We start from the raw sequence: 21,445 nt of genomic DNA, 5'->3' as shown, positions 1-21,445 counted from the left end.
TGCGCACACTACGGAGAAGGAACGGGGCCGAATAACAAACAAGGAGGCCGATTTCGAAGCTCCGTGTTCCCATATCTTTTTCGGGAAAAAGCGGACATGATGAACAGCCTCTACAAAAGGAGATGGAATGTACGAGATGGCAACACAACCGTTAAACATTATGAAAATGAAGGCGATGAAGGGGCGTGGGGAGAAGCTGGCTATGGTGACGGCGTATGATTACCCGTCGGCCCAGCTAGCGGAAGCCGCCGGCGTCGATTTAATTCTCGTCGGCGATTCTCTGGGCAACGTCGTGCTCGGCTATGACTCGACGCTGCCGGTTACGCTCGATGACATGGTGTATCATTCGCGCGCCGTGCGGCGCGGCGCGTCCCGCACCTTCATCGTAACAGATATGCCGTTCATGACGTACCACGGCAGCGTGTCGGACACGCTAGCCGGCATCCGCCGCATGATGCAGGAAGGTCATGCCCATGCGGTCAAAATGGAGGGCGGCAAGGAGATCGCGGCGACGGTCGAAGCGTGCGTGCAAGCGGGGGTGCCCGTCCTGGGCCATATCGGCTTGACGCCGCAATCGGTGCATCAGATCGGGGGCTACCGCATTCAAGGCAAGACGGCCGAGGATGCGAACCGCCTGCTGGAGGATGCCTTGGCGCTGGAGCAAGCCGGCGCCTTTGCGCTTGTGCTCGAGCTGGTGACGGCGCAAGTGGCGGCTTATATTACGGAGCGGCTCTCGATTCCGACGATTGGTATCGGGGCGGGCACGGGCTGCGACGGCCAGGTACTCGTATTTCACGATCTGCTGCGCTATACGGCGGATTACCGCGAGAAGCGGTTCGTTAAAACCTATGCCGATATTGGAAGCATGATTCGAGAGGGGATCGGCGCCTATGTGCGAGAGGTGAAGGGGGAAGCCTTCCCGGCGGAAGACCATTCGTTCACGGCTGATGAAGAAGTGCAGGTCCAATTGTACGGGCATGCCGGCAAGGAAGTAGGAGATATCCGATGATAACCGTACGGACCATCGCCGAGCTGCGAACCGCGGTGCGCAGGCTGCGGCAGGAAGCGGAGCAGCAATCGGGACGGGCCGAGGTCGGGCTCGTCCCGACAATGGGATATCTTCACGAAGGCCATGCCAGTCTGCTGCGGCAAGCGAAGGAGCAATGCGCGGTCACGGTACTAAGCATCTTCGTAAATCCGATTCAATTCGGGCCCAATGAGGATCTAGCCCAATATCCGCGCGATGAGGAGCGGGATTTGAAGCTTGCGGCTTCGCTTGGCATCGATATCGTCTTCCTCCCGGCTCCGGAAGAGATGTATCCGCAGCCGACGAAGACGGCGATTCATGTGCGCGAAGTGACCGAGCCGCTGTGCGGCGCGTCCCGCCCGGGCCATTTCGACGGCGTAACGACCGTCGTCGCGAAGCTGTTCCATATCGTCAAGCCCGATCGGGCATACTTCGGAATGAAAGACGCGCAGCAGGTGGCCGTCATTCAACAGATGGTGGACGACCTGAACTTCGATGTCGTGCTCATGCCTTGCCCGATTGTGCGGGAAGCGGACGGGCTCGCGCTCAGCTCGCGCAATGTGTACCTGAGCGGGGAGGAGCGCGGGCAGGCGCTCGGCTTATCCCGCTCGCTCCGCATGGCGGAGGAATGGCTGGGGCAGGAGCCTGGACTCACGGCGGAAGAAGTAAAGTCCCGCATCCGTCAGGTCATCGGCGAGGCGCCGCTAGCGGACATTGATTACATTGACATATTGACGTTCCCGGCCCTGCAGGCGCTGCCTTCCGCTGAACCGGTCGTCAATGCAGGGAGCGACGTGCTTATCGCGCTGGCGGTCCGCTTCGGGCGAACGCGCTTAATCGACAACCGGCTGTTCAGCCGCCAAGGAGGATGCTTATGTTCCGTGAAATGATGAAATCGAAAATCCACCGGGCTACGGTGACGGAGGCCAACTTGAATTATGTTGGCAGCATTACAATCGACGAGCATCTGATGGAGTGCGCCGACATTTGGGCCAATGAGAAAGTGCAGATTGTCAATAATTACAACGGAGCCCGTCTGGAGACTTATGTCATTCCGGGTCCGCGCCATTCCGGGGTCATCTGCTTGAATGGGGCGGCGGCACGCCTTGTCCAGCCCGGAGATAATGTCATTATTATTTCGTATGCGGCGATGACCGATGCAGAAGCGCGTTCCTATACGCCGAAGCTCGTGTTCGTCGATGGGGACAACAAGCCGGTGGAATTCATGGCCGGGACGGAAGCCTACGCGACGATCAAGTAATTGGTGCGGAATGGCCTGTTGCTCACGCCGCGAACAACGGTACGCTTCATCCTGGACAAGGCCAAGCTCTTGACAGCGACAGGCTCCGTTGGGGAAACGTTGGAGCACGGAATGAAATCCACCCCCTTAACGCACAATGAACGTAGATCCGTTATGAAGACGATACGCATCACTCGTAAAGGTGGGATGGAATCGTGCTGCAACAAGTATTCGCGACGATGAATGAAGTGCTGGATGAATTAATTCGGAAGTATCCCCATGCCACGGGAGAGCTTAAGCAGGAATTGGACCGGCAAGTGAAGGTGCTGTCCACCATGAGCGATAACATCGTGGAGGAGTGGCTTCGGTTCGAGGATAAGCTCGCCTCGCTGCGTCCGCATAGTTCAAATGACGCGATCGAGGCGCAGCCGCAGCCGACACTGCCCGATATTACGGATCCGTTCCCGCGAGGTCAGGGATACTACATGCTGATGATGTATGATGAAGCCGTCAAGCATTTGGAAGCGGCGGCATCGATAAGGCCTGATCATATGGACAGCCGCATTTATTTGGCCATGAGTTATTTGCATTTGGGTCGGAATCAGGAAGCGGGACATCATTTTCAACTCATCATTCCGCTGACCGAGAGCAAATACCTCAAAGCGATCGCTTACAATGCCTTGGGCTGCATCAGCGCCGAGCAGCAAGATCTTTCCAAAGCAAAGGAATACTTCAGCAAAGCGCACCTGCTTGATCCTTCACTGCCAGAGCCTGTCTTGAACTTGAAAGCGTGTCTGTCGGATAGCGATCATTTGCAATATGGCGGTGAATGGATTCACATGCCGTAACCAGAGAGGGAAACCTGTTCGTAAAAATACGCACAGATGTTTCCCTCTGTGCATTTCCAAATGGCCGATCATCTGTTATGCTATGAACAGAAACGGTGAGAGGAATTTAACAGATAATGAGATTTGCAGTGTTGGATTTTGAGACGACGGGCAATCAGCCCAGCGATGAAATTATACAGATTGGCCTTGTCGTACTGGGACATGATCTGAGCGTAGAACAACAATATCATACCCTGGTTCGTCCGACGGCAAGCATACCCGAATTCATCACGAATCTTACAGGCATCTCCGACAAGGAGGTTCAGGATGCGCCAGAACTGGACGAGGCGATGACCGGGATGGTGCCCCTGCTCAGCGACGTGGTTCTGGTCGGCCACAATGTCGGCTTCGATTACCAATATTTGCGCCAGGCGCTGGAGCAGACCGGTTATTTGCCGTTCACGGGCCGGATAGTGGACACGATCGAGTTGCTTCGCATTTTATTTCCTTCGCTTCCTTCCTATCAGCTCGGTTCCGTCGCTCATGATTTCGGCATTGCCCATGACAGGCCCCATCAGGCGGACAGCGATGCGCTGGCGACGGCGGACATTTTCCGCCGGTGCATGGAAGCCATTGATGACTTGCCTATGCTTACGCTGCAAGGCATCATCGATGTGTTCGGGGATCACGAAGAATGGGATTTGAAGTGGCTTCTGGCGGAGAAGCTGCGTGAACGGGAGCGGAATTTGGCAAGCTGGGAGGAGGAAGGCGGCTTCCCCCACCGCCAATTGATGCTCAAGCAGGACGATTGGACCAATATGTTGCCGCCTCGGGAGACGTCCGCAGACCATCCGCTGTCCGGCAAGTCATTCCGCCAATTCCTGGATGAAGTGAAGCACCGGATGGAAGCGATGCTGGATCATTATGAGCCTCGCGCCGCTCAGGAGCAGATGTTCAACGAAGTAATGCAATGTCTCGATGAGAACAAGCATTTGCTGATTGAAGCCGGAACGGGAACGGGCAAGTCGCTCGGTTATTTGCTGCCGGCCCTGTATCACAGCGCTCTTCATGAGAAAAAGGTGGTCGTCAGCACCCATACGATCAACCTGCAAGAGCAGTTAAGACAGCGCGATGTGCCGCTTCTCGAGCAGATCGTTCCTTTTACATTCAAGGTATCGATACTAAAAGGCCGCAGCCACTATTTGTGTTTGCGCAAATTTGAACATAAAATAAGTGATAGAGAGTTCGTCCACGCAAGAGATGACAGCATTACAGCGGCGCAGCTGCTCGTATGGCTTAGCCAGACGGAGCATGGAGATGACGAGGAACTGCATCTCGTGCACAAAGGGCCCGAGTTCTGGGATTCGGTATCCAGCGACAGCGATTCCTGCCTGAACCGTTCCTGTCCTTGGTTCCGCCGCTGCTTCTATCACCGGGCCAAAAATAACGCAAACCTCTCTGATATCGTCATTACAAATCATTCGTTATTATTTACCGACGTGATGGCGGACCATCGTCTGCTTCCGGGCTATGAGCATCTCGTCGTTGACGAGGCGCATCATTTCGAGGAGACGGCTAGCAAGCACTTGGGGACGAATTTGCAATATTTTTCACTTATTCACCCGCTGACCCGGTTGTTCAAAGACAGCAAGAGCGGCGCTCTTATCGTGCTTCAACATCGACTCCGGTTGTCAGGCCATGAGAAAGCGCTTATCTGGGCCGAAGGGATCGATAAGCTGCTCCAGCAGATCGTCGACGCGAAGGAGCAATGGGATCGGCTGCATGACATGCTGTATCAACTGCTTCCTTCCGGGGAATCCGGTCCATTCGAGGGCGGGCAGTCGGTGCTGCGCCTTCCAGCCGGCCAACGGCCGGATCGTTGGCCCGAAGCGGTGGAGCTGGAGAAATCGATCCACATCCGTCTCAGCGATATCGTGCGTTCGGGCGAAAAGCTGGTCAATGAGTGGAAAGAGGCCGATGACGACGAGCTGGAGGGCGTCATCGTCGATATTAGCGGGCTGCTGAAGGATGTAGGCCAGGTCCGCGATGATTTCCGGCTATTCATACAAGGATCGGATCCCGAGACGGTGTACTGGATGGAGGGCGACACGCAATTCAAGTTCAAGTCGCTGCAAATGTATGCCGTACCGGTTGACGTGAGCGAGGCGCTGAACCGTTATTTCTTCGAGCCGAAGAAGAGCGTAATCCTTACTTCGGCCACGCTGTCCGTAGATAAATCGTTCCAGTTCATACAGGAGCAAATCGGGCTGACGGAGGCCGCCAACGACGGCAGGATGCATACGGTCATTCTGCCATCCCCGTTCAATTACCGGGAGCAGGCGCTGGTCGTTATCCCGCGTGATTTCCCCAGCGTCAAAGGCTCATCCGACACGGTCTTCAATCAGAAGCTCGCCACATCGATCGGGGATGTGGCGCTCGTCACGCGTGGCAGAATGCTCGTCCTGTTCACCTCCTATCGCATGCTCCGGGATGTGTACGAGCCCCTGAAGGAAGCGCTGAGCGCTAGTGGCATTCAGGTGCTGGGCCAAGGCATCGATAGCGGCAACCGCAGCAAGCTGACGCGCCGCTTCCGGGAGCAGCCGGCCTCCGTGCTGCTCGGTACGAGCAGCTTCTGGGAAGGGGTCGACATTCCCGGAGACGCGCTCACCTGTCTCGCCATTGTCCGGCTGCCATTCCAGCCGCCGAACCATCCGCTCGTCGAAGCCAAATGCGATCGGCTGAAGCGTCAGAAGCAGAACCCGTTTCGCAAATATTCGGTTCCGCAGGCGGTCATCCGCTTCAAGCAGGGCTTCGGACGCCTTGTGCGGACCACTCAGGATAAAGGCATCGTCATCGTGTACGATACGCGGGTCATTGAGACGAGCTATGGAAAACATTTCTTATATTCGCTTCCTGGACCGAAGATGGAGCACATGGCCAATGTACAGCTGGTGCCCAGAATCGAAGCGTGGTTAAGCGAGCACGAAAAACAGGCATGTAAGAGCGATGAGGGGGCAACGAAACAGATATGAAAACGTTGAAAATATCAGAAGCTGTCGTTCGCAGACTGCCGGTTTATTTACGGCATTTGATGGAACTAAAGCAGCGAGAGGTTCTGACGGTTTCTTCACAGGATTTGGGTCAGAAGCTGGACCTCAATCCCGCCCAGATTCGCAAAGACTTGGCGTATTTTGGCGATTTTGGACGCAAAGGAATCGGGTATGACGTCTCTTACCTGATTCAACAAATCCGCCATATCCTGAAGCTGGATCAGATTATTCATGTCGGTCTCGTCGGCGCGGGGAAGCTGGGCCATGCATTGTGCAACTATACGGCTTACCTGAAGGACAATATGCGGATTGTAGCCGTATTCGACGCGCTGGAGTCGAAGGTAGGCACCGAGATCAACAATCTACGCGTGCAGCCGATGAATGATTTGGGAGACACCGTACGCGAACAGAAAATTCGCATCGGCATCATCACCGTGCCCGCCTCGGAGGCACAGCATGTCGCGGGGCAGTTCGTCGACGCGGGAGTGGAGGCGATCTTGAACTTCGCTCCGGTAATCCTCCGCGTTCCGGCTCATGTGCGGGTGCATACGGCCGATTTTACGACGGACATGTTCAGTCTGGCCTACTATTTATCTGATGACAGAAAGGAAGCTCCGGTAGAATGACGATGAAACTTATCATTAGCAACGGAACCTTTGCCTCATTGCGCCCAGGCGCGAAGCGGACAGCCGTTACAGGTACGATGGTCATTGAAAATGACATGATTGTTTTTCTGGGAGAACATTTGCCGCAGGAGCATGATACGCCCGAGGCGGTACGGATCGACGGCAAAGGGCTGTTCTTCATGCCAGGGCTCATTAACACGCACGGCCATGCGGCGATGTCGCTGCTGCGCGGATATGGCGATGATATGGTGCTCCAAACGTGGCTGCAAGAGAAGATGTGGCCGATGGAAGCGAAATTCACTGCGGAGGACGTCCGTTGGGGAACGGCGCTCTCGGTTCTGGAAATGCTGAAAGGCGGAACGACCACGTTCGTCGATATGTATGATCATATGGATGAAGTGGCCAAGGTTATCGAGGAGTCTGGCATGCGCGCCTGCCTGATGCGCGGCGCCATCGGCTTATGCCCGGCAGATGTGCAGGAAGCGAAGCTGCGGGAGGCCGTTCAATTCGCCCGCGACTGGCACGGCAAGGCGGATGGCCGCATCACGGCGATGCTGGCGCCGCACGCTCCGTATACATGCCCTCCAGGCTTCATCGAGAAGTTCGTGCAGGCGGCGCATGATCTCGATCTTCCGCTGCATACGCATATGTCGGAGACCGCGGCGGAAGTCGCTCAGAATGTTGCGGACTACGGACTGCGTCCCGTCGCTCATCTGGAGAAGCTCGGCTTCTTCTCCCGCCCTTCCTTCGTGGCGCACGGCGTTCATTTGACCGATGAAGAGATCGAAGTATTGGCTCGTCATGAGGTGGCCGTCTCCCATAATCCGGGCAGCAATCTGAAGCTGGCTTCCGGTGTGGCGCGGGTACCGGAGCTGCTGCGCGCCGGCGTAACCGTATCGCTGGGAACCGACGGGCCGGCAAGCAACAACAATCTGGATATGTTCGAAGAGATGCGCCTGGCAGCGCTGATTCATAAGGGCGTTTCCGGCGATCCAACGGCGGTGCCGGCAGCCGAAGCGATGCGGATGGGCACGTTGTACGGAGCGCAGACGATCCGGGCAGAGAAGCTGGGTCTGCTGGAGCCCGGCATGAAGGCGGATATCGTGGCGGTCCATGTGAACCAGCCGCATTTCGTGCCGCATACCGATTTCGTCTCGCATATGATCTATTCCGCTTCCGCCAAAGACGTCGCCCATGTATGGGTCGATGGGCGCCAAGTGGTTAAGGACGGCCAGTGCCTAACCTTGGACGAAGAGCGCATTCTCTATGAAGCCGGGCGGTGCTTCGAGCGCCTGCTCGAGCGCTGACGGGAGGAGCGCATGGCCAGAAGCCGCAGTCGTCGCCACCGCAACCGGTGGTTCATCGCTGTGCAGGCGTTCGTCGTGCTGATCTTGTTGATTACCGCGTCGGTCATGTACGTCAATAATATTTATTCCGACGAGCGGAAGAAGGAAGCAGACATCCTGCAGCACGCGCAGCAAGTGGTGCCGTTGACCGAAGTGAACGGCATCGAGAAGGGCATATGGGATAAAGTCGTCTACGTCATTCAAGGGGTCAACCAGGAAGGGAAGGCGGTCTGGGTGTGGGTCTTGCCCGATCGGGTCACCTCCATTCCGGTAGCCGATACCGTGGATAAGGCCACGGTGAAGGCCATGATCCAGCAGGCGCACCCCGATGTCCGCATCGTGCGCCTGCTGCCTGGATACATGGATAATCACTATGTGTGGCAAGCCTTCGTCCAACGTAAGGACGAGCAAGGGACGCGCCGCTATTTTTATCAGTTTTATTCCTTCTACGACGGTTCTCCAGTGGGCGAGATTTATGGACTGCCCAACCAATAGCCCGGAGACCTGCAATTCAATAGCCCGGGGCAGCTTGGACCTGCAATTTCATAGCGCACCGCTTCGCTTCAGCGTAATTTCGCCGCTGAGGGGAGGCGGTGCTTTTTGCTGTCCTGGCAGTCATGGAACACTTTACATTCCGATATTATATATCAAATATGATATACTCTTATATATCACAAAATGATAGATAAATAGTCCGTTTGATTTGCATACATTAAAGCACCGTATATCAGCCACAGCAGATGATTTCGTCTGCATGCCAGCAATATGTCCAAATTGCAAATTCAGTGAGATACAGGAATAGAAAGGGGTTTTAGTGGCATGACGAAGAACATTCGCATCACGCCGACCCTGCTTATAATGCTGCTGACCGGCGGTATTTTATTCGGCGGGTGGGCCGTATATCAGACGAAGTATGTGCAACAGCCCGTAGATCGGGTTATGCGGCAGCATGCCGAGATAATGAAGTACCAGGTAGACTGGCATTCGGATACGCTGAACATTCAAATTCAGACCGATTCTAGCGCCAATATTCGTGAAGTGGTGCAGAAGCTGAAACCCGATATAGCACCGTACGCCAAAGGAAAAAACATTCGGATTGAATATATCAATGAGAACAGTACGTCATCGATTGACAATTGGTGGTCGCAGGCAATGTTCGATGTGGCCGAGGCAATGGTTCACCAGAATTATAGCGATATTCCGAAGAAGCTGCTGGAGCTGAAGACGAAGCAGTCGGGTCTGGAAGTCGTGACGGAGATGGATAACCAGTATATCTATATTCAACTGAAGGACAAGCAAGGCAGCAAGACGATGCTCTTGCCGCTGGACGGTACCGCAATGGGGGTGTGGCCGCATGAAGAACAGACTATCGATCCACTGGCCTGAGGTAGCTATCGGAGCGGCGATTTCGATCGTTATCTTTCTCGCTTTTCGCGGCGTGAATATCATTCCGATCGTATTGATTGCCGCTGTATGCATCGTACTCTCGTATGCCGTCAAGCGGCGCGGTGGCGCCGGAGTGACGAACGGAGGAGCCCACAGCACTTCGCGCAAGGCGGACGTAGCCCCGCTAAGCTTCGAGCAGATTGGCGGGCAGGAACGAGCCAAGAACGAATTAGTTGAAGCGCTCGATTTCCTTGTTCGCCCGGACGAGATTAGGAAATTTGGGATCCGTCCGCTTAAGGGCATCCTGCTTACCGGTCCTCCGGGGACAGGGAAGACGCTGATGGCCAAAGCGGCGGCGCATTATGCCGATGCCGTCTTCATCGGTGTTGCGGGCAGCGAGTTCGTGGAGATGTTCGTCGGTGTCGGAGCCGGCCGCGTACGCGAGCTGTTCAAGCAGGCGCGGCAGCGCGCAGCCAAGGAGAAGAAGCAGAACGCCGTCATCTTCATCGACGAGATCGATGTCATCGGCGGCAAGCGGGAAGGCGGACAGCAGCGGGAATACGATCAGACGCTGAACCAGTTGCTGACGGAGATGGACGGGCTGTATGCCGACATGAGCCCGCGCATTCTCGTCATGGCCGCGACGAACCGCAAGGAAATACTGGACAGCGCTCTTCTTCGCCCGGGAAGGTTCGACCGCCATATTCAGGTCGATCTCCCCGATAAAAAGGGCCGGCTTCATATTTTGAAGCTGCACGCCCAGAATAAGCCGCTGGCCGATGACGTCGATCTGGAGCGGATCGCCGACGAGACGTTCGGCTTCTCCGGCGCACAATTGGAGAGTGTCTTGAACGAAGGCGCGATCTATGCGATGCGGGATGAGTCGGATGTCATTACGACGAACGATTTGTCCCAGGCGATTGATAAAGTGATGATGGGCGAGAAGATCGACCGGGAGACGAATCAGGAAGAACGTCGGCGTGTCGCGCTCCATGAGCTTGGGCATGCGATTATGGCGGAGGTGGTTCGACCCGGCAGCGTATCCCAGGTGGCGCTTAGCCCAAGGGGGCAGGCGCTTGGCTATGTCCGCCATCAGCCGCTGGAAGAGCGTTATCTGTACACGTTGCCGTTCCTGGAGGAACAGATTATGATTGCGCTTGGCGGAGCCGTTGCCGAGGAGATCTTTTACGGCAACCGCAGCACCGGCTCCCAGAGCGACTTCGATCAGGCGCTGAACATCGTCGATACGATGGTCAATGCCGGCCTGACGGAGCTGGGCATCGTCCGCTTGAAGCAGGTGCCGCCGGAAGCGCTGACCGGTCAGACGCAAGTCATCATGGAGCAGCTGTTCCAGCGTACGCACGCGCTGTTGAGCGAGCGCAAGCCTGCCTTCGAGCGCATTTTGCACCAGCTTCTGCGCGAGGAAAACTTGAGCGGAGAGCAGTTTCGGTGTCTATTATGTGACAGGGTATAATCCCAGCGTGAAAACACGCTGGGTTTTTCTTTTTTTATGTGTAAGATTCATGTTATGATACGTTAAGATCCCTGTGCACTGATAACGAATGCCTGTTATCGGGTACAATAGACAGAGCATAGATGGAGGAAAGGTGGAGGAAAGGTGGAAGAAGCCATGTTTTTCAAGAAAATTGGCGTCATCGGCGGCGGAACAATGGGCCAAGGCATTGCGGAAATGCTTGCGGTTAAAGGCTTGGACGTGCTGCTGGTAGAAAAGTCGACAGAGAAGCTGGATCATGCCTACTCGATGATTGAAGCGAGTCTGGACAAACAATTGGAGAAATGGGCCATTACCCAGGCGGAGAAAAAATTGATCCTATCCCGCATACATAAGGTGACGCATTTGGCGGAACTTGGATCCTGCGAATTGGTCATTGAGACGATCTTGGAGGATTTGGAAGCGAAGAAGCAAGTATTTGCCGAATTGGACCGCGTCTGTCCGAGCCATATTATTTTGGCAAGCAATACATCCACCTTGTCGTTAACTGAAATGGCCAGCCGGACGAAATATCCGGAGCGGGTTATCGGCATGCACTTTATTTATCCTGTCTCGAAGGTTGAGCTTGTGGAGATGATCCGCGGGCTGAATACGTCGGATACGACATTTAACGAAACGAAGCGCTTCGTCGAAGAAGTTGTACAGAAGCAAGGCGTGATGGTGTATGAATCTCCGGGATTCGTCACGACGCGCATTATCTGCGTTCTTATCAACGAGGCTCTTCATGTGCTCCAGGAAGGCGTTGCTTCGGCAGAAGATGTCGACAATGCGATGCGCATCGGATACCATTTCCAATACGGGCCTTTGGAAATGGCGGACCGTTTTGGTCTGGATTCGGTATTGGCGGCCATGGAGCGTATGTTCCGCGAATTCGGCGATATCAAATATCGTCCGTCCGTAATGTTGAAAAAGATGGTGCGAGCCGGCCACCTTGGTGTGAAAACGGGCGTCGGATTTTTCAAGTATGATAAGGATGGGGAACGATTATGAAAATACTTGTAATTAACGCGGGAAGCTCCTCGCTTAAATATCAGCTATATAATATGACGGACGAATCGGTATTGGCGGCAGGCCGGGTAGAGCGCATCGGGTTGGATTCTTCTATCCTCGTGCATGAGCCGTATCATGCAGAAGAGATCACGGAAGTCAGCGAGATTCTCGACCATACGACGGCAATCCGCAAAGTATTGGGCAAGCTGACCGATGCGGAAGTCGGCGTGTTGAAGTCGACCGACGAGATCGATGCGGTCGGCCATCGCGTCGTGCATGGCGGCGAATCGTTCAATAACTCGGTACTGGTCGATTCGGAGGTCAAAGCCGAGATTCGCCGCTTGTTCGATCTGGCGCCGCTGCATAATCCGGCCCATATGATGGGGATCAAAGCCGTGGAGGCGAATATGCCGAACGTGCCGCAATCCGTTGTGTTCGATACGGCTTTCCACCAGACGATGCCAGAGAAAGCGTACATGTACGCCATTCCAAAAGTGCTGTACAAAAAGCACAAAATCCGCCGCTACGGCTTCCATGGCACATCGCATGATTATGTCAGCAAGCGCGCGGCCGAGCTGATGGACCGCCCGATCGAAGAGCTGAAAATCATTACATGCCATATCGGGAACGGGGCCAGCCTGACAGCGGTCGACGGGGGTATCTCGGTCGACACGTCGATGGGGATGACGCCGCTTGAAGGCCTGATGATGGGTACGCGCAGCGGCGACCTGGACCCTGCGGTTGTTCCGTTCACGATGATGAAGGAAGACCTGAGCGTCAATGAAGTCAATTCGATGCTGAACAAGCATAGCGGGCTGCTCGCGATCTCCGGCGTATCCAGCGATATGCGGGAGATTACGGACGGAATGGAAGCAGGCGAGCCGAATTCGACGCTGGCGTTCGAGATGTACACGTACCGCATGCGCAAGTATATCGGTGCCTATGCGGCTGCGATGGACGGGGTCGATGCGATCGTATTTACCGCTGGCGTGGGCGAGAACTCGGTTGTCATTCGCCAGCATGTATGCGAGAAGCTGTCGTTCCTCGGCGTAGAGCTTGATCGGGATCTGAATAAGGTGCGCTCGAAGGAACCGCGCCGCATCTCGACGCCGAATTCGAAGGTGGACGTCTTCGTCATTCCGACCAATGAAGAGCTGATCATTGCCCGCGATACGTATCGATTGGTGCAACAATCCAAACCATCGTTGGGGAGAGACGAATGATGACGACCACATGTGTCATCCGTGAAGTCAACCGCCATGTGGACAAAGAAGTCCGTATCGGCGGCTGGCTGCATAACAAACGCTCCAGTGGCAAGATTCAATTTCTACAGTTGCGGGATGGCACCGGGTTCATCCAAGGTGTCGTCGTGAAGAGCGAAGTGCCGGAAGAGGTATGGGAGTTGGGCAAGAGCTTAACGCAGGAGAGCTCCTTATATGTTACAGGGATCATTCGGGAAGAGCCGCGTTCCAAGTCCGGTTATGAAATGACGGTAACCGGCATCGAGATTATCCAACTGACGGAGGACTATCCGATCACACCGAAGGAGCATGGCGTCGACTTCCTGATGGATCACCGCCATCTATGGTTGCGGGCGCCAAGACAGCGCGCCATTCAGACGATTCGCGCCGAGATTATTCGCGCGGTGCAGCAATTTTTCGACGAGCATGGCTTTACGCTGGTTGATCCTCCGATCCTGACGCCTTCCTCTTGTGAGGGCACGACGGAGCTATTCCATACGAGATATTTCGAAGAAGACGCGTTCCTGACCCAGAGCGGACAGCTCTATATGGAAGCTGCGGCGATGGCGCTGAACAAGGTGTACTCGTTCGGTCCAACGTTCCGTGCCGAGAAATCGAAGACCCGACGCCACCTGATCGAGTTCTGGATGATAGAGCCGGAGATGGCCTTCGTCGATCATGAAGAGAGCCTGCGGGTACAGGAGCAATTCATCGCACATATCGTGCAGTCCGTGCTGAAAAACTGTCGCGCCGAGCTTGATACACTAGGGCGGGATGTCTCGAAGCTGGAAAAGGTGACAGCCCCGTTCCCGCGTATCACGTATGACGAAGCGATTCAGTTTTTGCTAGCGCAAGGCTACGACATTCCGTGGGGTGAAGACTTCGGAGCACCGCATGAAACGGCGATCGCTGAAAAATACGAGACGCCGGTGTTCATTACTCATTATCCGACATCGATCAAGGCGTTCTACATGAAGCCGGATCCGCATCGTCCGGAAGTTGTGCTCTGTGCTGACCTGATCGCGCCGGAAGGCTATGGTGAGATTATCGGCGGCTCGCAGCGGATCGACGATCCGGAGCTGCTTCAGGAGCGGTTCCGCGAGCATGAGCTGTCCGATGAAGCGTATCGGTGGTATCTTGACTTAAGAAAATATGGTTCCGTGCCTCATTCCGGCTTCGGCCTCGGACTGGAGCGTACGGTGGCGTGGATTTGCGGGCTTGATCACGTTCGGGAGACCATTCCGTTCCCACGCCTGTTGTACCGTCTGTATCCATAACGGCATGGTTGATGCGCCGCGCCTCGCAGCGCTGACTATCCATGGCGTAATAGCTAGAACATGATCCCGTATCGCTCCGGTGATACGGGATTACTGTTACAAAAGTTCATGAATTTTTTGGAAACGATATCAATGTAAGCCTTACCAAATACATTTGTTTGTGCGACAATAAGGAAAGTATGTTGGGAAGAGGAGGTACCTTGGTGAGTGTAGACGGATTTCGGACCTTCGCCAAAGGGTTGGCGCTTGGCCTGCAATCGGGCAGCATTAGCGTGCCGTATCATTTGCTGCGTTACTATAGGCAATGGAAGTTGAGCGATTCGGATGTGATGCTGCTTATTCACCTCATCGGCTTCAAACAGCAGGAGATGAAGGAGTTCCCGACAATCGACGAACTGCAGGAACGAATGGGGGCAGCTCCTGATGCGGTGATCAAATCGCTGCAGAAGCTGATGAAAGAAGGTTTTTTAAGCATAGACGACAATATCGATCCGGTGACGGATGTCCAGTACGAGCAGTACAATTTGACCGGCTTGTGGGAAAAGCTCGCTTTGGCCGCCGCCGAGGAAATCCGGGCGGAACGGCAGCGACTGCGGGCGTCGGCCCCGTTGTCCGACGCGGACTCACCGAATCTGTTCCAAATTTTCGAGAAGGAATTCGGACGCCCCCTCTCCCCGATGGAATGCGAGACGATCGCCGGCTGGATCGACGAAGACCGGTATCCGGAAGAGCTGATTTTACTGGCGCTTAAGGAAGCGGTATTCGCCGGCAAAGTGTATTTCCGGTACATCGATCGGATATTGCTCGAATGGAGCCGCAACCGCGTTCACACGATTGAGGCCGCCAAGGCGTATACACAGCGGTTCCGTTCAAGCGGGAAGATGCGCATCCCTCCTGACAATGGATCATGAACTGCTGCCAAGAATAGCTTCACCGGAACCCCGGCGCGAAGGAGAGAGACGCATTGTGCCGGGGTATCATGTCGGGGGATCGACAACTTCGGACTGGCAGAAGTGTTTTCATTAGGTCTCCCTCCCCATTTGTTCACCCATCTTCTGCGCGCGGGCTGCCGCGCGGTGTATGGCGGAACGAAGCGCTTGCTGAAACTGGTACTGCTCTAGCGTCTCGATCGCGGCTGCAGTCGTCCCTCCGGGAGAGGTCACCATGCGCCGAAGCTCGGCCGGCTCTTCTCCGGTCAGACGGACCATCTCGGCCGCGCCCCGGACGGTCTGCACGGTCAACTCGCGGGCTTGCTCCGCGGAGAGTCCGCCGTCGATGCCCGCCGCGATCATCGCTTCCATTAAATAGTATACATATGCCGGGCCGCTTCCGGATAGTCCGGTAATCGCGATTTGCCCTCCGGAGAATTATCGGCGGCGACGCCGTAACGCCGCTGCAGTTCCTCCAGCCGCGTGGTATTGCTCCGGTTCACGACCGCGATCCGGTTCGGTGCGATCAGCCGCTTCTTCGTCAGCCCGCGAATCATCGCTTCCGCCATGGAACCGGCCCCATAAATGCCGATGCGAAGCGCACGGAACGAGTCGGTTATCTGTGCATGTCGATGGGCCATTGGTATCATTCCTTTCTCTTCCTAATCCATATCGATTCGCTAAGCCTTAGGAACGAATTTGTCCTGTTCCGTAGATTCGGTACTTGCTTGAGGTTAGAGTCGGCAATCCCATCGGGCCACGGGCATGCAGCTTCTGGGTGCTGATGCTGCTCTCCGCGCCGAAGCCGAATTCGAATCCGTCCGTGAATCGGGTCGATGCGTTGTGATAGACGGCCGCGGCGTCGACTTCCTGGAGAAAACGCCCGGCATGCTGAGCATTCTCAGTGACGATGCCCTCCGAATGCATCGTACCGTAGCGCGCAATATGCTCCAGCGCGGCATCAAGCGAATCAACGATACGCACATTGAGGATATAATCGTTGTATTCAGTCGCATAATCCACTTCTAAGGTTGGCACCACCGACGTGTGAAGCGCCTGCGTTCGCTCGCAGCCGCGGAGTTCGATATTGTGGGCGCGGATCTGTTCCAGCAGTGAGTGCAAATGCCACTTTGCATACGACTTATGCACGAGCAGCGTCTCCATGGCGTTGCAGACCGATGGACGCTGAGCCTTCGCATTGGCTTCAATAATGAAGCGCTCTTGCTTCAGCAGCTCATCCGCCATTTGCAGTAGTGCGGCATGTTTCTCCTCCGTGGTCAACCGGTTCATGATCTAGGCCGCTTGCTTTGCCAGACAGGCTTTGTTACGCACTTCACTCATCGTTGTTCCTCCTTATAAAGCTCTATTTTTTTCGAAACATCAGGAACGCAACGTAACCCATTCGTCCCGGTGAATGACTTCCATCCGGTGCACTTCCATCCGCTTCATCACTTCATTGCTCGACCAGCCGGCTGCCGTGCGCAGTTGATCCGAATCATAATTGACGATGCCTCTGCCGATAAGTCGCACATCGGTGCCGATGACTTCCACCACGTCGCCGGAATAGAATTCGCCCTCGATCGGACGCCGGCAGGCAGCAGGCTTGAGCCTTTGGCCAGTAGCGCCTGCTCGGCCCCGGCATCGACGCCGATGCGACCATGCGCCGTCGAATGGAATCCGAGCCACTGCTTCTTCATCGGCAACGCGTGAAAAAAGGTATCGAAATAGGTGCCCTTCCCGTCGCCGTCTACCGCGTGCAGAAGATCGCCCGGATCATTGACCTTGCCAACGAAGGCAGGAACGCCTCCCCGCGCATAGCGATGCGCGCCGCGTCCAACTTCGAGCGCATCCCGCCTGTGCCTACGGAGGAGCCGGCTCCTCCGGCATATGCATACAGATCCTCGTCGATCTGCTCGACGCGCACGAACCGGGTCGCCTCCGGATTCGTCCGCGGATCGGCCGTATACAAGCCGTCCGTATCCGTGACGATAATGAGCCGGTTCGCATGAACCAGATTGGCGACGAGTGCAGAGAGCGTATCATTATCGCCGAATTTCAGTTCCTCGACCGAGACCGTATCATTCTCATTAATGATCGGGACGACGTCTCGGGCCAGCAGTTCCAGCAGCGTCATATACGTATTATGGCCCCGGCGTCGACTCGCGAAGTCAGGACGGGTGAGCAGAATCTGTGCCGCAAGCACTCCATGCAGTTGCAGCTGCTCCTGGTACGCCTGCATCAGCAGTGCCTGCCCGACCGCGGCCGCCGCCTGCTTCTCGTGCAGATGCTTGGTCCGTTCGGGGTAGCCGATATGCCGGAAGCCGGCCGCGACCGCTCCGGAGGTGACCAATACAACCTGGGCGCCGCGTTGACGCAAGGAGATCATTTCCCGGACATAGAAGGAGACCCGATCGCGATCGAGACCGCCATGGTCCGACGTAAGGGAACTGCTTCCGATTTTGATTACGATGCGTTGCAAATCAATCATTTCCTGCCGTTATACTCCGTGCTTCTATACTTGTTGTGGAAATCAAAAAAACTTTCGCCCTATAAAGGACGAAAGTCGCTCTTCCGCGGTACCACCTTTGTTGAAGACGAACATAGCTCCTGCGGATGCCGGCCACTGCAAGCCTAACGCTGCCGATGCTCAACGGCCTTCCGCGAGATTTCTCCGCTTCCTGCTTCCTGCCGATAACGGGGCTGCCGTTCAGCTTCGTGACTCATCGCTAACGCTGACTGCTCAAGGATAGGTTCTGCAACGGTCAACGGCGGTGCTTGCAGCCAGGGCATCCGCTCTCTTAGCATGACTTGGTCACGTACTGATCCTGTCATCGCGTTCATGTATCCGGCGCCTGCCTTTGCTAGCGGCGGCGCGGTTACCATTAGAATACCATGCGATTCCGAGACGTGTAAAGCGGCGGATCGTGACGGAATGTCACAATCAAGCGGACTTGTCGAAGGAAGCGGCTGTCCCGAGGGTCAGTTGCTTGATGGTGTCACTTGTTGCAGGGACGCTGGAGCGAGCAGCTTCTTCATGAACGGCTTCACGTTCGACGAGATGCGCAGCAGGAACGGCTTGCGCTGCTCGGAGAAGACCAAGAGCAGCGGATCCTTGTCCGGACAGTAGATTAAGAAAATATCCTTCGTCTTCAATGCCGCTGAAGGGAGCTTGATCTCTGCGGGCGCTTTGAGCGGGATGCGGACGATATAGCCGCAGCGGTTGTCGATCGTCAACTGGGGAGCGGGGCCGGTAATGGATTGAAGCCATTCCCGGGCGGCAGCCTGATGTTCTTCCTGGTTCGGAATCGTCTTCATAATGCGTTCCTGCTGCATGTCGAACAGCTGAACGGGAGGAACTTTCGTCGACGGGGCGGTCTTCCCGGTCTCGAATTCCGCAGGAAATGCGGCGGAGACGCCGGTCCAAGCGTAGACCCCGATCAGCAGTACGGCCGCCGCAGCTCGAATTGCTCGTCTTATCATAAGGAAAACTCCTTTCATTTCGGTACCGTAATCGAGGATGAGATGTTCAGAAAGTTGTTGTTGAACGGGAACTTATAGACCTCCTGTAGTGTGTCCGGCTTGACTTCATTCCATGAAAAGGTATCATAAAGGAAAGGTTGGAAAAACAGGAAGGAGCGTGTCAGTCGAATGAAGCGGGAAGCATGGAAAATATGCCTTATCCAAACCGTATCCGCTGAGGAGCGAGCATGAGCACGTCCCCGGGTTGGAACCGGCACGGCCGGAGGCGGCGAGGCGTAGCTCGGTGGAAGCTTATCCTCTTGGCCCCGGTGCTGCTTGCCGCGGCCGTCGGCATCGGAGCCTGGAGTGCCTTCCAGCTTCAGCCGGGACTGGCTATCGAACCTGGGAGTGGCGCCAGCGGCCCTTCGTCTCCAGGCGGGAAGCCGGGAGAGAACGAAGGAGCAGCCGCCCAACAGGAGAAGGAGAAGGCGTTCATTGAACAGACGTTGTCTGGCATGTCGCTCGATGAGCGGATTAGTCAAATGATGATGGTGGATGTGGTGGCGGTCGAGCGGGAAGCCGGCGGCGACCAACTGGAGAAAGCAATCCGGCAGCTCCGTCCCGGCGGAGTCATCCTGTTCCGCAGCGATATTCCGGATATTCGCAAAGTATTGACGCTGAATCGCCGCTTGCAGCAGACGGCTGTCATTCCGCTATGGATCAGCACCGATCAGGAGGGTGGCATCGTCACGCGGCTGCCCTTCGCCTCGGCACTGAATGGCAATATGGCGATCGGCGCGACGGGGCGTGCGAGAGCGGCCGCCGAGACGGGGGCAACGCTTGGCGAGATGCTCGCCAAGCTAGAGATCAATCTCGACTTCGCGCCAGTCGCCGACATCAACAGCAATCCGGATAACCCGGTCATCGGCCTTCGATCATTCGGATCGGATCCGGAGCAGGTTGCGCACTTTGTCAAAGCGTTCATCGGCGGCATGCATGCCGCCGGGATGCCTGCGGTAGCCAAGCATTTCCCCGGTCATGGGGACACGGCGACCGATTCGCATCTCGGGCTGCCGAAGCTCGACTACGGTCTTTCGCACTTCGAATCCGTCGAATGGGTGCCGTTCCGGGCCGCGATTGCGGAAGGCGTCGATGCGATTATGAGCGCGCATATTCAAGTGCCGCAGTTGGAGCCGGCGACAGCCATCTCGAAGCTGGACGGGAAGACGATTACGCTGCCGGCGACCTTGTCGCCGCATATCTTAACCGGCGTGCTGCGCGAACAGCTTGGCTTCCAGGGGATCATCGTGACGGATGCGCTCAATATGAAGGCGATCACCGATCACTTTGGGAACGAGGATGCGGCGGTCACGGCGGTGAAGGCAGGGGCGGACGTGCTCCTCATGCCGCCGGAGCCAGCCGCGGCGGTGAGCGCGATACACAGGGCGGTGGACGCCGGCGAGCTTGAGGGCGCCCGGATTGACGACAGCGTCCGCCGAATATTGCGGATGAAGCGGAAGTACGGACTGCTGCCCGACACGGCTTCCCCGCCTGTTCCGCTAGAGGATGCGATCCAGGAAGCCGAAGCGTATTTCCAATCCGGCTCGGCGGAAGAGACGGCCGATCGCATCGCGTCCGAAGCGGCCACCGTGTGGGGGACCGCAGTGAACAAGACGCTGCCGCTGCTTCGCGGGGACAGCCGCCGCGTCATCCTTATCGGAGAGCAGCGGACAGTGCTGGAGCGCGTACAGCGCGAGATCGAAGCAGCCGCTTTCTCTACGGCCGGGGGCAGCATCCAAGTGGATGCACGGACGGCAGCAGAGGCGCCATCGCCATGGCAATGGCCAGCAGGGGTGGTCGCGGTCTGGGTTACGCAGAACCTGCATCATGATCGCGACAGCGCGAAGGCGGTAAGAAGCTGGTTCCAGGCTGCGGCGGAGCAGGGCATTGCGGCCGCTGTGTTGTCCGTCGGAACTCCGTACGATATGGCAGAACTGCCGGATATCCCGCTCGGGATCGCCGTTTACGGGACGACGGCGAGCAATCTCCGCGCTGGCGTCCAGGCGCTGTTTTCCGGCGAACCGCCCGCAGGCAAGCTGCCGGTCGCGCTGCCATAGACATACAGCCCCGAAGACCGTAATCGCGGTCTCGGGGCTGGTCTTCCATTACGGGGCTTCGGATCGGCTGCCGAACCGCTCGGCGACCGCAGTCTTTATGAATTAGCCGAGAACACTCGTGACTTCAGTCATGAGATGAATCGGTCTCGGACAAGAGATAGCTACTTGCTATCTCGATTGTCCGACTGTTCGAATTCTTTCGGATAACGCATGTTTACGACTTGTGACATAGATAAGCACTTCCTTGTGTATTAAAATGATATGCAAAATAACGACTATATGATACCAGGCCTGTTGATTAACCACTAAATGGTAGAAAAAAGGCCGCCAACTCGGTAAAATGTTTGTACCCTTACAAACGAACCGAAAGGTGGCGACTCCAATGCAAAAGTCTACCACAATCCCGTATATCCTTCA

17 protein-coding genes and 3 pseudogenes are annotated in these 21,445 nt (G+C 56.0%); 15 read left to right on the top strand and 5 right to left on the bottom strand.

Annotated features, from left to right (window positions below; genetic code table 11):
- Positions 1 to 127: 127 nt before the first annotated feature.
- The 14 genes from panB to PPOP_RS06960 all read left to right on the top strand — a co-directional run bounded on the left by panB (position 128) and on the right by PPOP_RS06960 (position 15,434).
- Positions 128 to 1,009, top strand: a complete 882-nt coding sequence (panB, locus tag PPOP_RS07025) for a 3-methyl-2-oxobutanoate hydroxymethyltransferase (protein ID WP_006285460.1) — start codon at positions 128 to 130, stop codon at positions 1,007 to 1,009.
- A complete protein-coding gene (gene panC / locus PPOP_RS07020) occupies positions 1,006 to 1,917 on the top strand; it encodes a pantoate--beta-alanine ligase (protein ID WP_006285459.1) in 912 nt (303 codons plus the stop codon). Before panB ends, panC begins: the two co-directional genes overlap by 4 nt.
- Positions 1,902 to 2,288 carry an aspartate 1-decarboxylase gene (panD, locus tag PPOP_RS07015; RefSeq protein ID WP_006285458.1) on the top strand — a complete coding sequence of 129 codons (387 nt, stop codon included), beginning with the start codon at positions 1,902 to 1,904 and terminating at the stop codon, positions 2,286 to 2,288. Before panC ends, panD begins: the two co-directional genes overlap by 16 nt.
- Positions 2,289 to 2,482: 194 nt before the next feature.
- Positions 2,483 to 3,115 (top strand): tetratricopeptide repeat protein, encoded by a 633-nt coding sequence (locus PPOP_RS07010; protein ID WP_006285457.1) that lies wholly within the window; start codon positions 2,483 to 2,485, stop codon positions 3,113 to 3,115.
- Positions 3,116 to 3,231: 116 nt separating this feature from the next.
- Positions 3,232 to 6,126 carry an ATP-dependent DNA helicase DinG gene (gene dinG / locus PPOP_RS07005; RefSeq protein ID WP_042227746.1) on the top strand — a complete coding sequence of 965 codons (2,895 nt, stop codon included), beginning with the start codon at positions 3,232 to 3,234 and terminating at the stop codon, positions 6,124 to 6,126.
- Complete coding sequence (locus PPOP_RS07000; RefSeq protein ID WP_042227744.1) at positions 6,123 to 6,770, top strand: redox-sensing transcriptional repressor Rex; 648 nt, start codon at positions 6,123 to 6,125, stop codon at positions 6,768 to 6,770. The genes dinG and PPOP_RS07000 overlap by 4 nt, the downstream gene beginning before the upstream one ends.
- Complete coding sequence (locus PPOP_RS06995; RefSeq protein ID WP_006285452.1) at positions 6,767 to 8,077, top strand: amidohydrolase; 1,311 nt, start codon at positions 6,767 to 6,769, stop codon at positions 8,075 to 8,077. Before PPOP_RS07000 ends, PPOP_RS06995 begins: the two co-directional genes overlap by 4 nt.
- 12 nt (positions 8,078 to 8,089) lie before the next feature.
- Positions 8,090 to 8,611, top strand: a complete 522-nt coding sequence (locus PPOP_RS06990; protein WP_006285451.1) for a hypothetical protein — start codon at positions 8,090 to 8,092, stop codon at positions 8,609 to 8,611.
- A 324-nt stretch (positions 8,612 to 8,935) separates the two neighbouring features.
- Positions 8,936 to 9,502, top strand: a complete 567-nt coding sequence (locus PPOP_RS06985) for a hypothetical protein (RefSeq protein ID WP_006285450.1) — start codon at positions 8,936 to 8,938, stop codon at positions 9,500 to 9,502.
- Positions 9,471 to 10,976, top strand: a complete 1,506-nt coding sequence (locus PPOP_RS06980) for an AAA family ATPase (RefSeq protein ID WP_006285448.1) — start codon at positions 9,471 to 9,473, stop codon at positions 10,974 to 10,976. The genes PPOP_RS06985 and PPOP_RS06980 overlap by 32 nt, the downstream gene beginning before the upstream one ends.
- 156 nt (positions 10,977 to 11,132) lie before the next feature.
- Complete coding sequence (locus PPOP_RS06975; RefSeq protein ID WP_042227756.1) at positions 11,133 to 12,005, top strand: 3-hydroxyacyl-CoA dehydrogenase family protein; 873 nt, start codon at positions 11,133 to 11,135, stop codon at positions 12,003 to 12,005.
- Entirely contained in the window at positions 12,002 to 13,228 is a 1,227-nt protein-coding gene (locus PPOP_RS06970; protein ID WP_006285446.1) for an acetate kinase, read from the top strand. Before PPOP_RS06975 ends, PPOP_RS06970 begins: the two co-directional genes overlap by 4 nt.
- A complete protein-coding gene (asnS, locus tag PPOP_RS06965) occupies positions 13,228 to 14,523 on the top strand; it encodes an asparagine--tRNA ligase (protein ID WP_042227742.1) in 1,296 nt (431 codons plus the stop codon). Before PPOP_RS06970 ends, asnS begins: the two co-directional genes overlap by 1 nt.
- A gap of 203 nt (positions 14,524 to 14,726) precedes the next feature.
- The gene (locus tag PPOP_RS06960) at positions 14,727 to 15,434 is read left to right on the top strand and encodes a DnaD domain-containing protein (RefSeq protein WP_006285443.1); all 708 of its coding nucleotides are present in this window, start codon (positions 14,727 to 14,729) and stop codon (positions 15,432 to 15,434) included.
- A 111-nt stretch (positions 15,435 to 15,545) separates the two neighbouring features.
- Here PPOP_RS06960 and PPOP_RS20205 read toward each other — a convergent pair.
- The 5 genes and pseudogenes from PPOP_RS20205 to PPOP_RS06930 form a co-directional block, all read right to left on the bottom strand.
- Positions 15,546 to 16,102: pseudogene (locus PPOP_RS20205) on the bottom strand (pyrroline-5-carboxylate reductase family protein).
- A 37-nt stretch (positions 16,103 to 16,139) separates the two neighbouring features.
- A pseudogene (locus PPOP_RS06945) lies at positions 16,140 to 16,661 on the bottom strand (aldehyde dehydrogenase family protein); the annotation flags it as partial.
- A 171-nt stretch (positions 16,662 to 16,832) separates the two neighbouring features.
- Positions 16,833 to 17,940: pseudogene (proB, locus tag PPOP_RS06940) on the bottom strand (glutamate 5-kinase).
- 143 nt (positions 17,941 to 18,083) lie between these two features.
- The gene (locus PPOP_RS06935) at positions 18,084 to 18,284 is read right to left on the bottom strand and encodes a hypothetical protein (RefSeq protein WP_148277858.1); all 201 of its coding nucleotides are present in this window, start codon (positions 18,282 to 18,284) and stop codon (positions 18,084 to 18,086) included.
- Between the two features lie 147 nt (positions 18,285 to 18,431).
- Positions 18,432 to 18,932, bottom strand: coding sequence for a hypothetical protein (locus PPOP_RS06930; RefSeq protein ID WP_006285435.1), 501 nt, complete (start codon positions 18,930 to 18,932; stop codon positions 18,432 to 18,434).
- A gap of 227 nt (positions 18,933 to 19,159) precedes the next feature.
- On the opposite strand from PPOP_RS06930, the gene PPOP_RS06925 reads away from it, so the two are divergent.
- On the top strand, positions 19,160 to 21,028 hold the full coding sequence (locus PPOP_RS06925) for a glycoside hydrolase family 3 protein (protein WP_093470996.1): 1,869 nt from the start codon (positions 19,160 to 19,162) through the stop codon (positions 21,026 to 21,028).
- Positions 21,029 to 21,445 lie beyond the last annotated feature (417 nt).

Origin of the sequence: Paenibacillus popilliae ATCC 14706 (assembly GCF_000315235.1) — a bacterium.
Taxonomy (GTDB): domain Bacteria; phylum Bacillota; class Bacilli; order Paenibacillales; family Paenibacillaceae; genus Paenibacillus_B; species Paenibacillus_B popilliae.
This window is presented reverse-complemented; position numbering and strand designations above follow the sequence as displayed.